This is a genomic window from Nonomuraea terrae, assembly GCF_044465245.1.
Taxonomy (GTDB): Bacteria; Actinomycetota; Actinomycetes; order Streptosporangiales; family Streptosporangiaceae; genus Nonomuraea; species Nonomuraea terrae.
The window spans coordinates 357711-371467 of record NZ_JBITLL010000009.1; the positions used below are offsets into that span (position 1 = coordinate 357711).

Genomic DNA, 13757 nt, shown 5'->3' on the forward strand with positions numbered 1-13757 from the left:
GCCGCAGGTCACCGCCGCAGACCTCGGCTACTCTCCGGCGAACCGCCGACAAAGCACCCGCCCCTTCCGTGCAGGCCTATCGTGGCCGGGTGGACATCATCGAGACGCCGCTGCTCACCCTCGTTCCCCTGCGTCCTGAGCACGCCGACGAGATGGCCGAGGTGCTGTCGGACCCCGCCCTGCACACGTTCACGGGCGGGGCTCCGCTCACCGCGCCGGAGCTGCGGGTCCGCTACGAGCGACTGGCCGCCGGGCCGCCCGGCTGGCGCAACTGGGTGATCCGGGTGCGCGCGGAGCACCGGCTGGCCGGATACGTGCAGGCCACGATCGAGGGGCGTACCGCCGAGGTGGCCTGGGTCGTCGGGACGCCGTGGCAGGGGCGCGGGCTGGCCACCGCCGCCGCCAAGGCCCTGGTCGAACGGCTCCTGGACGAGGGGATCGGCACGGTCGTCGCCCACATCCACCCCTCCCACGCCGCCTCGGCGGGCGTCGCCGCGGCGGCCGGCCTGCGTCCCACGGACCGGTGGCAGGACGGTGAGGTGCGCTGGGAACGCACGACCTGACCGGTTGTAACGGGAAAAGTCGCTATATGGGAGTGCCGGGCGCACGGTAGCCTCCTGGCCTGTGACCACGCACGATCATCTCGCCGCCGTCGACGACCTGGTGGCGCTGCCGTTCCCGGAGGAGAGCCGTCTCGAGGACGACCTCTCCAGCGGGCCGGGCCACCACCTGCGCGTCCTGGAGGCCAGCCGGGACTTCTGGGACGCCGACCTGGACGTCGTCGAGGAGGCCTACGAGGAGATCGAGACCTCCCTCCGCGGCCTGGCCGCCGCCCTCTCGGCCCGATGGGGCGACCCCCGGCCCGTCGATCTGGGGCCGTACCTGGAGGGCGAGGGGCCGGAGCCGATGTCGGCGCTGTCCATGGTGGCCGGCTCGATGCTGGTGTGGCAGCGACCGGGCACGGACAGGTGGCTGGCCCTGGCGATCGGCCAGGCCGACCGCGAGTTCCCCGTGGAGCTCATCGCCGCGGTCGGCACCACCCCTCTGGCCGCCCCGCCCACCGGCCCAGCCTGACCACGGCCGGCCCAGAAGCCGCCGCCGCTCGCCGTGCTCACCGGCGGTACGGGCCGCCCTTGGTGGGCTACGGCGGCGGGCGCCGTCTGGGCGGCCGGAAGCGGGTCGCCAGCCACGCGGCCACCGGGTACGCGATCACACCGCTGCACAGCAGCAGTGCGAGCCGGGTGACGAACGGCGACTCCAGCGCGACGCACCACGTCACGATCAGCACAGGCACGGCCAGCAGGGCGACCGGCCAAGCCGGGCGCACCCCCACGCAACGCAGCAGCGGCCAGGCGAGGACGACCGCGACCCAGCGCCCGGCATCCCAGACCAGCTGCATCGCCGCCGCCAACTGGCCCAGGCATCCGGTGTAGTGGCCGCAGTACCGGTCCTCGGGATACAGCCGCGCCGTCACGAACGCCGCGACCACCAGGAGGGTCGCCAGAGCCAGCCCCGCCAGGCCCGCCGCGAAGAGCCGCCGGCCGCCCTGCGTGGAATCACCCATTCCCGCATGGTGACGCCCCGCCATCCCGGGACGAACACGGCTTCGTATCGGTAGATGATCAGGAAACGGCTCCGGCGCCCGGCAGGAAGCGGCCGGAGCGCAGGTCGAGGGGGCGGCCGTTCTCCGCGACGAGGGCACCACGCAGGTAGGTGCGGACGACCCGCCCGGTGACCTCGCGCCCGTGGTACGGCGTCCAGCCCGCCTTGGAGATCACGTCCTCGTTCCGCAGCGTCCGGCGGGCCTGCGGGTCCACCAGGACGAGGTCGGCGTCCGCGCCCGCCGCCAGCCGGCCCTTGCGCGGCCACAGCCCGTAGATCCTGGCGGGCCGCTCGGCGTAGACGGCTGCCACGTCCTCGTACGCCAGGTGCCCGCGGGCGGCGGCGTCCAGCAGCAGCGCCATGGTGCTGTCCAGGCCCGGCAGGCCGAAGTGCACGTTCCAGATGTCACCGGCCCGCTTCTGCTCCAGGGTGGAGGGGGCGTGGTCGGTCGACATGTGGGTCAGCGTGCCCTCGCGCAGCAGCCGCCACATGTGCGCCTCGTCCTGCGCCGTCCTGGCCCGCGCCGGCGGGGTGAACTTGCGCAGCGCGCCCTCGCTGAGGGCCTCGTCCTCGCGCAGCAGGAAGTACTGCGGGCAGGACTCGGCGGACAGCTGCGCGCCGCGCGCCCGTTCGGCGGCCACGTACGAGGCGACATCGGGGTGGCTGACGTGCGCGACGACGGCCCGCGCACCGGCGCGGCGGACCAGCAGCGCGGCGACCGCGGCGGCGACCAGCTCGGCGTCGCGGCTGCGCCAGTCGATGAGGATGCCGCCGTCGTCGCGGCCCTCCTCGCGCAGCAGCCGTTCGGCGTGCTCGGTCAGCGACTCGTCCTCGCAGTGCATCAGGCTCACCCCGCCGACGCGCGCGGAGGCCGACAAATGCTCCTTCAGCGCCGCCGCGTCGTGGCCGGGCACGCCGTGCGTGGTGCAGGTGAACAGCTTGAAGAACGTCACGCCCGCCGCCCACAGGCCGGGCAGCTCGCCGGTCTCGCCCGGCCAGGCGTGCGCGGCCAGCCCGTAGTCGACCGACGACCGGCCCTCGAGGTAGCGCCGCTTCTCCTCCAGGTCGGCCGCCGTACGCACCGGTCGGCCGTGGGCGTGCTCGACGACCGTGGTGACGCCCGAGGCCGCGGCGGCGGCGGTGCCGGTCGGGAAGTCCTCGCGCTCGGTGCTGCCGGGGTCCATCAGGTGGACGTGGGTGTCCACGCCGCCGGGCAGCACCAGCAGGCCGGAGGCGTCCACGACCTCCGCGGCGGCCGGACGGCCGGGGCCGACGTGGGCGATCACGCCGTCCTGGACGGCGACGTTCGCCCGCCGCCGTCCTTCGGGGGTCACCACGGTGCCGCCCTCGATGAGCAGGTCGATCATGAGTACCTGAGTTCCTCTGTGCCGGCGAACCAGTCGAAGGACTGGTCCGCAGTGTTGACGATCATGCTCTGGGTGCGGGTGTACGAGCGGTAGGCGTCCAGGCCGTTCTCCGAGCCGATGCCGCTGTCCTTGGTGCCGCCCCACGGCGAGGCCGGGTCGATGCGGTGGTGGTCGTTGATCCACACGATGCCGATGTCCAGCCGTTCGGTGACCCGCAGCGCGCGGGCCACGTCGCGGGTCCACACCGAGGCGGCCAGCCCGAACGGCGAGTCGTTCGCCTTGGCCACCGCGTCGTCCTCGTCGTCGAACGGCGTGGCCACGACGACCGGGCCGAAGACCTCGTCGTACCAGATGTCACAGTCGGGAGTGACGTCCGCGAGCACGGTCGGCTCGTAGAACCAGCCGGGACCGTCGGGCGCGCGCCCGCCGCACAGGACCGTCGCGCCCTGGGCGCGCGCCTGGTCGACCGCCTCAGCGACCTTGGCCCGCTGCGCCCGCGAGACGAGCGGCCCGATCTGCGTGGCGGGGTCGAGCGGGTCGCCGAGGCGCAGCGACCCGGTCCGCTCGGCGAGCGCGGCGATGATCTCGTCGTAGCGGTCGCGGTGCACCAGCAGCCGGGCACCCTGCACGCACGTCTGCCCGGTGGCGATGAACGACGCGAACAGCGCGCCGGCCACCGCCTGCTCCGGGTCGGCGTCGGGGAAGACGACGACCGGCGCCTTGCCGCCCAGCTCGGCGGTGACCGGGATCAGCGCCCGGCCGGCGTTCGCGGCGATCACCCGGCCGGTCTCCGTGCCGCCGGTGATGTCGAGCTTGTGCAGGCCGCGGTGCTCCGACAGCGCACGGCCGGTGGTGGCGCCGAGGCCTGTCACCACGTTGACGACTCCGGCGGGCACGCCCGCCTCCTCCAGCAGCACCGCGAGCTCACGCGGCACGACGGGCCCGAGCTCGCTCGGCTTGATCACCAGTGAGTTGCCCGCGGCAAGCGCGGCCGAGAGCTTCTTCATGGTGATGAGCAGCGGGTGGTTCCACGGGGTGATCAGGCCGGCCACGCCGAGCGGGTGGCGGCGCACCACGTTCAGGTAACCGGGGCCGAAGTCGGGCACGCTGCCCTCGACGGTCTGCGCGACCGCGCCGAAGTACTCCAGCCACTCCGGCAGCCGGGCCAGCTGCGCCCGCATCTCCCGGACAGGGCGGCCGACCTGCAGCGTCTCCAGCCGGGCGTAGTCGGCGACGCGCTCGGCCAGCAGCTCCGCCGCCCGGTTCAGCACGCGGGCACGGTGCCGGACCGGCATACCGCGCCAGCGCCCGTCGTCGAACGCCTGCCTCGCCGCGCTCACCGCGGCGTCCACGTCGGCGGGCGTGGCGTGCGCGACCTCGTACAGCAGGTCGCCGGTGGCGGGGTTGCGCACCTCGAACGTGCCGCCGTCGGCCGCCTGGCGGTCCTCGCCGCCGATGCGCAGCGGCACCAGGTCACTCATCGGGCTCCTCCTTCAGCGCGTAGAGCCGTTCGGCGTTGCGGTGGGCGATGTCGGGGTGTGCCACCTCCAGGGGGCCGCCGCCCATGTCGAACGGCATGTCGGTGCCGTACATGACGCGGTCCGCGCCCACCAGGTCGATCAGCCAGCCGGTCGCCGCGCTGCTGTGGGTCAGCGTGTCGTAGTGGAAGCGCCGCAGGTAGGCGCTGGGCTGTTCACGGCACCCCTGGGTCTCGGGCCTGACCCGCCGCCCGTGGTCGAGCCGCCCGATCTGGTACGGCAGATGCCCGCCGCCGTGCACCAGCACCAGGTCGAGCTCGGGCAGCGCGTCGAGCGTGCCGGAGAAGATCAGCCGGGACGCGCACAGCGCCGTCTGCCACGGGTTGCCCTGCAGGTTCGTCAGGTAGTAGTCGTCCAGCCCCGGCGTGGAGCCGACGTAGTAGGGGTGGATGGTGAGCGGCAGCCGCAGCTCCTGGGCGGCGGCGAGCACCGGCCGCAGCGCGGCGTCGTCGAGCGGCGTGCCCTCGACGTGCGGGCCGATCTGCGCGCCGCGCAGGCCCAGGGTGGCGCAGCGGCGCAGCTCGGCCACGGCGGCGCCGGGGTCGCTCATCGGCAGCGTGGCCAGACCGGCGAACCGCTCGGGCGCCTGCGCGACCATGCCGGCCACGGCGTCGTTGACCGCGCGCGCCGCGTCCACCCCTTCGTCGCTCCAGTAGAGGAACAGCGGCGGCGCGGGCGACAGCACGGCGAGGTCGATGCCCAGGGCGTCCATGTCCGCCAGGCGCGCCTCGACGTCGTGGAACGACGCGGACAGCGGATAGCGGTAGCCCTGCCGGTGGACGACCCACTCGGCGCCGTCCACCCGTTCGGTGCGGATTCCGTCGGGAGCGTCGCCCGCCCTGGCGGCAGCGACGAGGGCGGGCGGGAAGACGTGCGCGTGGACGTCGATCGTTCTCATAGGGCGGCGAGTACCTCCTCGGTCGTGGCGACCCAGCCGAACGCCTGGCGGATCACCCGCAGCGCGGCGTCGTGCAGAGCCGGGTCCATCGTGTCGACGCACTCCTCGACCACCACCGGCGCGTAGTCGCGGGAGTTGGCCGCGACGGTGGTGGCCAGCACGCAGCTGTTGGTGTTGACCCCGGTGAGCAGCAGCGCTTTCGCGCCCAGTGCGCGCAGCGCGTGGTCGAGGTCGGTGGCCGCGAAGCAGTCGTAGCGTTTCTTGGTGTCGACGACCAGGTCGTACGCGGGGTCGTACACCTCCGGCATCAGTCCCAGGGCGGGCACCTGGTGGCGCAGGACGTTCGCCCGCGTCGCGTCGGTGCCGGCCACGGCCGCCCACCACGGGTTCGTGGCGATCTCCGCCACCGACCGGTAGGAGGTGACGACGTGCACGACCGGCACTCCCCTGCTCCTGACCTCGGCCAGCAGCCGCGCGTTGGCCTTCGTGACCCGCTCGGCCGTCGCCGCGGGCAGCGGCATGGTGGCCACCTCGGGGTCGAGGTGGCCGCGGTGCAGGTCGATGGTGACGACGGCGGTGCTGCCGCGGTCGAGTACGGGCAGGCTCATCGGGCGCTCTCCTTCGGGTGCGGGCGGCGCTCGATCCGGCCGGTGGGCAGCACGTAGTCGACGTGGTCCGCGGCGGGCAGGCCCTTGGTCCGGTCGAGCAGCCAGTCCGCCGCGTACGTCACCCAGTTCGGCCCGAGCGCCACCGACGGGGTGGGCAGCGAGAGGGCGTGCCGGCCCTGCTGGTAGACCAGCATCGGCGCGGGCGCGGGTGAGCGGCGGGCCAGGTCGTAGCTGTGTTCCATGGGCGACAGCTCGTCCTCGTCGCCGGCGACGACCAGCCACGGCACGCTCATGTTCGGCATCAGCGGGCGCAGGTCGATCTCCTGCGCCATCCGGTCGAACGCCTCCTCGTCGTGCTCCAGCCCCGACATCCACATGTAGCGGGCCTTGAAGCTGGGGGAGCCCATCTCGAAGATCATGTGGCAGCCGGGCTCGTGGCACACCAGGCCGACCGCCGCGCCGCGCAGCCCGGGCTGGGTGGCGGCGATCTGCGACATCCAGTACGACCCGAACGACAACCCGAAGCCGACGATCCGGTCGTCGTCCACCTCGGCCCGGTCGCGGCACCACGCCATGATCTTCTCGCCGGCCTCGATCCACGCGGTCGGCGTGAACTTCACCCCGCGGATCGGCGCCTCACCCTGCCCAGGGCCGTCGAAGGCGAGGACGGCGAAGCCGCGCTGGAGGAACTTGTCGCCGTAGAGGTTGACGTTCAGCTCCTTGGCCGCGTCCATGCCGCCGCAGGAGATGACGGTGGGCAGCGGACCCCCGACGTATCCGGGCGGCAGGTGGAACCAGGCCGGGATGGACGACTCGCCGAACGGGATCTCGACCCGCTCCACCCGGTGGTCGGCGAGCCGGCCGTAGGCGGCGTAGCAGGCGTTCTTGCGGTCGTCCAGCTCGACGAGTGCCGGGGTGTCCTCCCAGATGGGCCATTCGGCGGTGGCGTACAGCAGGGCGGCGTGGAAGTAGTGCTCGCGGGCGGTGACGTCGCGACCGTCGCGTTCTGCCTCCTCCGCGAGGCGGTGGCGCCGTTCGGCCAGCTCGGTGAAGACCGGCGTCATGTCGGCGAACTTGTGGATGCGCGACTGCGCGACCTGGAAGTCGGCGGTCGCGTCCACCCCCATCGGCCGCAGCGTGTACGCCACCCGCGGCTGGTCCCACTCGAGGCCGTCGGTGCGCAGGATCGAGTCGATCAGCCAGCGCTGCTCGTGCCAGCGTTTCGGCCCGGACTTCTTGACCATCAGTGAACCTCCACCCTGCGGGCGTTGCTGAACTGGGAGACGTCGACGAAGAGCAGCGCGACGACGCCGGCGAGCGGGAGCACGGCGAGCTGCCAGAGCCCGGCGCCGCCCCAGCCGGTCGACTCGACCAGCGCCGAGAACAGGTACCCGGCGATGGCCGCCGGGACGTAGAAGCTCGCGACGTAGAGGCCGGAGGCGCGGCCGATCATGATCGGGCGCACGGCGCGCTGCATGGAGGAGTAGATGTTGACGAACAGGAAGCCGCTGGCGATGGCGCCCTCGGCGAAGGACAGGAAGATCTGCCACCCGGCCGTGGTGGGCCCGTTGAACAGCAGGTAGCCGACCACGGAGCCGGCCAGCAGCGCGACGATCATCACGGTGCGCTGGTTCAGGCGGTCGCCGAGCCAGCCGGCGGGCAGGCCCGCCAGGGCGCCGATGCCGAACATGCTGACCGCCAGCCCCGCGTCGCCGGTCGACAGGCCGAGCTCCTCCTGCAGGTAGGTCGGGTAGAGGCCGAGGTAGCCGTACATCGCCAGACCGACGACGACGGCCGTCACCGCGAGCAGCACGATGTTCTTGTTGAGCAGGGCGGCGGGCACGTGGTCGTAGCTGCGCGGCGTCGCCTCCCCGGGGCCGCCGTCGCGCTGCTCGGTGAACGTCTTCTTGATGGCCACCAGGATGAGCAGCGCGAAGCCGAAGCCGATCGCCCCGTAGACCCAGAACGGCGTGCGCCATTCGCCGGTGGCGGTCGTCATGTTGGCCCCGAGCAACGGGCCGAAGAAGCTGCCCAGGCCGTAGGCGAAGTTGAGGCTGCCGAGGGCGAGCGCGCGGTTGGCGAAGAAGTAGGCGCCGACGGCGGAGAAGAGGGCGGCGTTCTGCATCGCCTCGCCGACGCCGGACAGGGCGCGGTAGGCGAACATGTCGAAGAAGCCCACCGAAACCGCGGTCAGCACGGTGAACGCCGAGTAGATGACGATCCCGAGCAGCATGACCGCCTTGCGGGAGAGCCGGTCGAGCAAGTAGCCGGTCGGCACGCCGGCGAGGCCGATGCCGAGGGTGAAGATCGTGGCGAGCAGGCCGCCCTGGCCGAGGGAGAAGCCGAATTCCTCGCGGATGTGGGGGACCAGGACAGAGAAGACCTGCCGGTCCATGGCGTTGATGACGTAGGAGCCGGCCAGGACGATCAAGCTGACGATGGCGACCGACTTGGTCAGCCGTACGGCGCCGCTCTGCCCCTCCTGTGGTTTCCGGGCTGTTGTTTCGGACACGTTACCTCGCCCTTCCTGAACACTTCCCCCCCGTGCTATTGATGTTGCATCCTATAAAATGCACAATGCAACACGTCAAGACGAAGGAACCCGGAGAAATGAGCAGACCCCCCGTGGCCCTCGCCTCGCTCGGAGGCACGATCACGATGACCGGCAACGGCGACGGCGGGGTGCGGCCCTCGCTCACGGCCGCCGACCTGGTCTCCGCGGTCCCGGGGCTCGCCGACGCGGCCGACCTGACCGTGACGACCCTGGCCACCTCGCCGGGGGCCTCGCTCGGCGCCGCCGACCTGCGCCGCTGCCTCACATGGGCGTGCGACTCGGTACGGACGGGGGCCGCCGGGGCCGTCATCGTGCAGGGCACCGACACCATCGAGGAGACGGCCTACTTCCTGGACCTGCACTGGGACCGTGACGAGCCGCTGGTCGTGACCGGCGCCATGCGCAACCCGGCGGCGCCGGGCGCCGACGGCCCGGCCAACCTGTACGCCGCGGTCGCCACCGCCGCCGACCCCGCCTCCCGCGGCCTCGGCGCGCTCGTCGTGCTGAACGACACCGTGCACGCCGCCCACCGGGTGCGGAAGACGCACACCAGCGCCCTGCAGGCGTTCGCCTCGCCCGGTTTCGGCGCGCTCGGCCACGTCGCCGAGTGCCGCGTCCGCTACGGCAACCCGGTCGCGCGGCACCGGCCGCTGCCGCTGCCGCCCGAGGACCGGCCCCGTCCCCGCGTCGCCATGGTGGAGACCTGCTTCGACGACGACGGCGGCCTGCTCGCGTACGCGGCGGCCGAGTACGACGGCGTCGTGCTGGCCGGGTTCGGCGTGGGGCACGTGCCGGCCGCCCTGGCCGAGACGGTCTCGGCCGCGCGCGTCCCCGTGGTGCTGGCCAGCCGCACCGGTGCGGGCAGCACGGCCAGCCGGACATATGGTTTCCCCGGGTCCGAGCGCGACCTCATCGCGCGCGGGGCGATCCCCGCCGGGTTCCTCGACGCCCGCAAGTCCCGCATCCTGCTCGGCTCGCTGCTCGCGCTCGGCGTGCCGGAGGAGCGGCTACGGGCGGAGTTCGCGGCGCGCGGAGCGGGGGCGCCAGGCCCTACAGTCGGATGCGAATCCGGATAGAGGAGGAACAGTGGCGCTTGGCAGGTTCGCGACAGCCAACCGGTCGCGCACCGCGCACGAGTACGTCCTGACCACGCTGCGCTCGGCGATCCTCGGCGGCACGCTCAAGGGCGGCACCCGGCTGGTGCAGGCCGAGCTGGCCGCCGAGCTGGGCGTCAGCACGACTCCCGTCCGCGAGGCGCTGCGCGACCTCGCCACCGAGGGCCTGGTCGTCATGGACCCGCACAAGGGCGCCGTGGTGCGGCCGCTCGACATCGCCGAAGTGCGCGAGATCTACGAGCTGCGCATGACGCTGGAGCCGCTCATGGTGCGGCGGATGATCGCCTCGGTCGGCGACGCCCACCTCGCCGAGGCCGAGCAGCTCCAGCAGGCCATGGAGACCGAGACCGACCTGGGGGCGTGGGTCGACCTCAACCGCCGCTTCCACGCGATCTTCAGCGAGCTGGAGGACGGCAGCCGGCTGGCGGGCATCCTGGCCGGGCTGCGCGACAGCGCGGCCCCGTACATCAGCCTCTCCCTGGAGGCGCGCCCGCTGCAGGTGCCCGAGGCCAACGCCGAGCACAAGCAGCTGATCGCGCTCTACCGGGAGGGCGACGAGGCCGCGATCATCGAGCTGACGCTGCAACACCTGGCCTCCACCCTCGCGGCCATCGAGCAGGCCCACGAGGCCGGCCTGATCGGCTGACGATCTCGCAGTGCCCCTGACCGATGGCAGGGTCGTCGAGAGGCGGGGGGAGGTCTTCGCCCGCGGTTCGACGCCGGCGGGACGCGGCAGCATTGCCCGTTCCACCACTAAACTTGGGGTATTTATGGTCCTGGACCGTTCGCGTTCGACTAAGGCAGGTGCCGCGCCATGACCGCATCCCCGACCACCGCCGAGGAGTTGCGCGGCGCCGGCCTGCGGGTGACGGCCGCTCGCGTCGCGCTGCTGGAGACCGTACGCGACGGCGACCACCTCGACGCCGAGACGATCGCCTCCGGCGTGCGCGACCGCGTCGGCCACGTCTCGCTCCAGGCCGTCTACGAGGCCCTGCACGCGCTCACCGCGGCCCGGCTCGTGCGCCGCATCGAACCGGCCGGCAGCCCGGCCCGCTACGAGCGCCGCGTCGGCGACAACCACCACCACCTGGTGTGCCGCGACTGCGGGGCGGTCAAGGACGTCGACTGCGCCGTCGGGCAGCCGGGCTGCCTGGAGCCGGTCGACGACGGCGGCTACCTGGTCGACGAGGCCGACGTCACGTTCTGGGGCCTGTGCCCCCAGTGCCGCCAGAAATGAGAGGTCCGGGCCGGCGTCGGCCGGCCCGGACCTCTCACTCGATCAGACCAGGTCGAACCGGTCGAGGTTCATGACCTTGACCCACGCCTCGACGAAGTCGTTCACGAACTTCTCCTGGGCGTCGTCGCTCGCGTAGACCTCGGCGAGCGCGCGCAGCTCGGAGTTCGACCCGAAGACCAGGTCGGCCCGGGTGCCGGTCCACTTCACCTCGCCGGTGGAGGCGTCGCGGGCCTCGAACGTGGTCGCGTCCGCCGAGGTCGCCTTCCACTCGATGCCCAGGTCGAGCAGGTTGACGAAGTAGTCGTTCGTCAACCGGCCGGGGGCCTCGGTGAAGACGCCGTGCGGCGACTGCTTGTAGGTCGCGCCCAGGACGCGCAGGCCGCCGACGAGCACCGTCATCTCGGGGGCGCTCAGGGTCAGCAGGTTGGCCCGGTCGAGCAGCAGGTACTCGGCCGGCAGGCGGTGGCCCTTGCCGACGTAGTTGCGGAAGCCGTCCGCGGTCGGCTCCAGCGCCGCGAACGACTCGACGTCCGTCTCGTCCTGCGCGGCGTCCACGCGGCCCGGCGTGAACGGCACCGCGACGGAGTGACCGGCGTCCTTGGCCGCCTGCTCGACGGCCGCGCTGCCGGCCAGCACGATCAGGTCGGCCAGCGAGACCTGCTTGCCGCCGGTCTGGGCGGCGTTGAAGGACTGCTGGATGCCCTCGAGGGTGCGCAGCACCGTGCGGAGCTGGTCGGGGTCGTTGACCTCCCACCCGTTCTGCGGCTCCAGGCGGATGCGGGCGCCGTTGGCGCCGCCGCGCTTGTCGCTGCCGCGGAACGTCGAGGCCGACGCCCACGCGGTCGACACGAGCTGCGACACCGTCAGGCCCGAGGCCAGGATCTGGGCCTTGAGCGCGGCGACGTCGTCGGCGTCGATGAGCTCGTGAGTCCGCTCGGGCAGCGGGTCCTGCCACAGCAGCACCTCGCCCGGGACCTCGGGGCCGAGGTAGCGCACGACCGGGCCCATGTCGCGGTGGGTCAGCTTGAACCACGCGCGGGCGAAGGCGTCGGCGAGCTCCTCGGGGTTGTCCTTGAAACGCCGCGAGATCTGGTCGTAGATCGGGTCCATGCGCAGCGCGAGGTCGGTCGTCAGCATCGTCGGAGCGTGGCTCTTCGACGGGTCGTGCGCGTCGGGCACGGTGCCGGCGCCGGCGCCGTCCTTCGGCGTCCACTGCCACGCGCCGGCGGGGCTCTTGGTGAGCTCCCACTCGTAGGCGTAGAGGTTCTCGAAGAAGCCGTTGCTCCACCGGGTCGGGGTGGAGGTCCAGATGCCCTCCAGACCGCTGGTGATCGTGTCGCCGCCCTTGCCGGCGCCGAAGCTGTTGCGCCAGCCGAAGCCCTGCTCCTCGATCGGGGCGGCCTCGGGGTCGGGGCCGACGTGGTCGGACGGGCCCGCGCCGTGGGTCTTGCCGAACGTGTGACCGCCCGCGATCAGGGCGACCGTCTCCTCGTCGTTCATCGCCATCCGGCGGAACGTCTCACGGATGTCGCGGGCCGCGGCCAGCGGGTCGGGGGTGCCGTTCGGGCCCTCGGGGTTGACGTAGATGAGGCCCATCTGGACCGCGGCGAGCGGGTTCTCCAGCTCCCGGTCACCGCTGTAGCGCTGGTCGCCCAGCCAGGTGGTCTCGGGGCCCCAGTAGACGTCCTCCTCCGACTCCCAGACGTCCTCGCGGCCGCCGGCGTAGCCGAAGGTCTTGAAGCCCATCGTCTCCAGGGCGACGTTGCCGGCCAGGATCATGAGGTCGGCCCAGGAGATGTTCTTGCCGTACTTCTTCTTGACCGGCCAGAGCAGGCGGCGGGCCTTGTCCAGGTTGCCGTTGTCGGGCCAGCTGTTGAGCGGCGCGAACCGCTGCTGCCCGGCCCCCGCGCCACCGCGCCCGTCACTGATCCGGTACGTGCCCGCGCTGTGCCACGCCATCCGGATCATGAACGGGCCGTAGTGGCCGAAGTCGGCCGGCCACCAGTCCTGCGAGGTCGTCATGACCTCCGCGAGGTCCCGCTTCACCGCCGCGAGGTCGAGGCTCTTGAACGCCTCGGCGTAGTCGAAGTCCTCGCCGAACGGGTTCGCCACGGCCGGGTTCTTGGCGAGGATCTTCAGGTTGAGCCGTTCCGGCCACCACTGACGGTTTCCTCCGCCCTGCGTCGGGTGCAGCGCGCGCCCGTGCGCGACCGGGCAGCCACCTGCCTCCTCCGGCTTCGGGTCTGTGACGATCGCCTCATGGTTCTCGGACATGGAATCCTTCCGTATTCAGGGGTACACGCAGCTCAGGCACTGCTGGTGGTGGAACAGTCGGAGCACAGGCCCCAGTAGACGACCTCGGCCTCGTCGATGGTGAACCCTTGGTCGTCGGCCGCGGTCAAGCAGGGAGCGTGGCCGACCGCGCAGTCGACGTCGGCGACCACACCGCACGACCGGCATACGACGTGGTGGTGGTTGTCGCCGACACGCGACTCGTAACGAGCCACCGAGCCGGAGGGCTGGATGCGCCGCACCAGGCCCGAGGCCGTCAGCGTGTGCAGCGAGTCGTACACGGCCTGGTGCGACACCTCGGGCAGCTCACGGCGCACCTCACGGATGATCGAATCCGTGTCGGCGTGCGGCAGTGCGTGCACCGCACTCAGCACCGCCACCCGAGGACGGGTCACCCGTAAAGCGGCCCCGCGCAACATCTGCTGGTAGTCCGAGGTCGTGGCCACGGCCCAAAGACTGTCCCACTTTCTGGAACCAGTCAAGATACGACCCGGGAACGACGAGTGACGTGTTCGCCGTGACTGTTCCGCCGAGAAGGTCCGCCCT

General features: G+C 72.3%; 14 protein-coding genes. 5 read left to right on the plus strand and 9 right to left on the minus strand.

Annotated features, from left to right (window positions below):
* Window positions 1-89: 89 nt before the first annotated feature.
* Both ACIBP6_RS43960 and ACIBP6_RS43965 read left to right on the plus strand, forming a co-directional pair.
* Complete coding sequence (locus tag ACIBP6_RS43960) at window positions 90-563, plus strand: GNAT family N-acetyltransferase (RefSeq protein WP_397060814.1); 474 nt, start codon at window positions 90-92, stop codon at window positions 561-563.
* A gap of 61 nt (window positions 564-624) precedes the next feature.
* Window positions 625-1074 carry a hypothetical protein gene (locus ACIBP6_RS43965; RefSeq protein WP_397060816.1) on the plus strand — a complete coding sequence of 150 codons (450 nt, stop codon included), beginning with the start codon at window positions 625-627 and terminating at the stop codon, window positions 1072-1074.
* A 67-nt stretch (window positions 1075-1141) separates the two neighbouring features.
* On the opposite strand, the gene ACIBP6_RS43970 is transcribed toward ACIBP6_RS43965, so the two are convergent.
* From ACIBP6_RS43970 to ACIBP6_RS44000, 7 genes are read right to left on the minus strand one after another with little or no spacing between them, the layout of a single operon-like run.
* Complete coding sequence (locus ACIBP6_RS43970) at window positions 1142-1564, minus strand: hypothetical protein (RefSeq protein ID WP_397060817.1); 423 nt, start codon at window positions 1562-1564, stop codon at window positions 1142-1144.
* A gap of 58 nt (window positions 1565-1622) precedes the next feature.
* On the minus strand, window positions 1623-2969 hold the full coding sequence (locus ACIBP6_RS43975; RefSeq protein WP_397060819.1) for a dihydroorotase family protein: 1347 nt from the start codon (window positions 2967-2969) through the stop codon (window positions 1623-1625).
* Window positions 2966-4450 (minus strand): aldehyde dehydrogenase, encoded by a 1485-nt coding sequence (locus ACIBP6_RS43980; RefSeq protein WP_397060821.1) that lies wholly within the window; start codon window positions 4448-4450, stop codon window positions 2966-2968. The genes ACIBP6_RS43975 and ACIBP6_RS43980 overlap by 4 nt, the downstream gene beginning before the upstream one ends.
* Window positions 4443-5405, minus strand: coding sequence for an amidohydrolase family protein (locus ACIBP6_RS43985; RefSeq protein WP_397060823.1), 963 nt, complete (start codon window positions 5403-5405; stop codon window positions 4443-4445). The genes ACIBP6_RS43980 and ACIBP6_RS43985 overlap by 8 nt, the downstream gene beginning before the upstream one ends.
* On the minus strand, window positions 5402-6013 hold the full coding sequence (locus ACIBP6_RS43990) for a cysteine hydrolase family protein (protein ID WP_397060825.1): 612 nt from the start codon (window positions 6011-6013) through the stop codon (window positions 5402-5404). The genes ACIBP6_RS43985 and ACIBP6_RS43990 overlap by 4 nt, the downstream gene beginning before the upstream one ends.
* Complete coding sequence (locus ACIBP6_RS43995; RefSeq protein ID WP_397060827.1) at window positions 6010-7257, minus strand: alpha/beta hydrolase family protein; 1248 nt, start codon at window positions 7255-7257, stop codon at window positions 6010-6012. The genes ACIBP6_RS43990 and ACIBP6_RS43995 overlap by 4 nt, the downstream gene beginning before the upstream one ends.
* Entirely contained in the window at window positions 7257-8525 is a 1269-nt protein-coding gene (locus ACIBP6_RS44000; RefSeq protein ID WP_397060829.1) for an MFS transporter, read from the minus strand. The genes ACIBP6_RS43995 and ACIBP6_RS44000 overlap by 1 nt, the downstream gene beginning before the upstream one ends.
* 98 nt (window positions 8526-8623) lie before the next feature.
* On the opposite strand from ACIBP6_RS44000, the gene ACIBP6_RS44005 reads away from it, so the two are divergent.
* The 3 genes from ACIBP6_RS44005 (at window position 8624) to ACIBP6_RS44015 (ending at window position 10919) form a co-directional block, all read left to right on the plus strand.
* Entirely contained in the window at window positions 8624-9643 is a 1020-nt protein-coding gene (locus tag ACIBP6_RS44005) for an asparaginase (RefSeq protein WP_397060831.1), read from the plus strand.
* 10 nt (window positions 9644-9653) lie between these two features.
* Entirely contained in the window at window positions 9654-10328 is a 675-nt protein-coding gene (locus tag ACIBP6_RS44010) for a GntR family transcriptional regulator (RefSeq protein WP_132611081.1), read from the plus strand.
* 168 nt (window positions 10329-10496) lie between these two features.
* Window positions 10497-10919 (plus strand): Fur family transcriptional regulator, encoded by a 423-nt coding sequence (locus ACIBP6_RS44015; RefSeq protein WP_397060833.1) that lies wholly within the window; start codon window positions 10497-10499, stop codon window positions 10917-10919.
* Window positions 10920-10961: 42 nt separating this feature from the next.
* Here ACIBP6_RS44015 and katG read toward each other — a convergent pair whose 3' ends face one another.
* Together katG and ACIBP6_RS44025 are read right to left on the minus strand one after the other, a co-directional pair.
* Window positions 10962-13193: a catalase/peroxidase HPI gene (katG, locus tag ACIBP6_RS44020; RefSeq protein ID WP_397060835.1), complete on the minus strand. Its 2232-nt coding sequence runs from the start codon at window positions 13191-13193 to the stop codon at window positions 10962-10964.
* 32 nt (window positions 13194-13225) lie between these two features.
* The gene (locus tag ACIBP6_RS44025; RefSeq protein WP_281282650.1) at window positions 13226-13630 is read right to left on the minus strand and encodes a Fur family transcriptional regulator; all 405 of its coding nucleotides are present in this window, start codon (window positions 13628-13630) and stop codon (window positions 13226-13228) included.
* Window positions 13631-13757 lie beyond the last annotated feature (127 nt).

Bases quoted from the DNA above. Each gene is read 5' to 3' on its own strand.
- ACIBP6_RS43970 (WP_397060817.1), bottom strand. From the start codon at position 1,564: ATGGGTGATTCCACGCAGGGCGGCCGGCGGCTCTTCGCGGCGGGCCTG.
- ACIBP6_RS43975 (WP_397060819.1), bottom strand. From the start codon at position 2,969: ATGATCGACCTGCTCATCGAGGGCGGCACCGTGGTGACCCCCGAAGGA.
- ACIBP6_RS43980 (WP_397060821.1), bottom strand. From the start codon at position 4,450: ATGAGTGACCTGGTGCCGCTGCGCATCGGCGGCGAGGACCGCCAGGCG.
- ACIBP6_RS43985 (WP_397060823.1), bottom strand. From the start codon at position 5,405: ATGAGAACGATCGACGTCCACGCGCACGTCTTCCCGCCCGCCCTCGTC.
- ACIBP6_RS43990 (WP_397060825.1), bottom strand. From the start codon at position 6,013: ATGAGCCTGCCCGTACTCGACCGCGGCAGCACCGCCGTCGTCACCATC.
- ACIBP6_RS43995 (WP_397060827.1), bottom strand. From the start codon at position 7,257: ATGGTCAAGAAGTCCGGGCCGAAACGCTGGCACGAGCAGCGCTGGCTG.
- ACIBP6_RS44005 (WP_397060831.1), top strand. From the start codon at position 8,624: ATGAGCAGACCCCCCGTGGCCCTCGCCTCGCTCGGAGGCACGATCACG.
- ACIBP6_RS44015 (WP_397060833.1), top strand. From the start codon at position 10,497: ATGACCGCATCCCCGACCACCGCCGAGGAGTTGCGCGGCGCCGGCCTG.
- katG (WP_397060835.1), bottom strand. From the start codon at position 13,193: ATGTCCGAGAACCATGAGGCGATCGTCACAGACCCGAAGCCGGAGGAG.
- ACIBP6_RS44025 (WP_281282650.1), bottom strand. From the start codon at position 13,630: ATGTTGCGCGGGGCCGCTTTACGGGTGACCCGTCCTCGGGTGGCGGTG.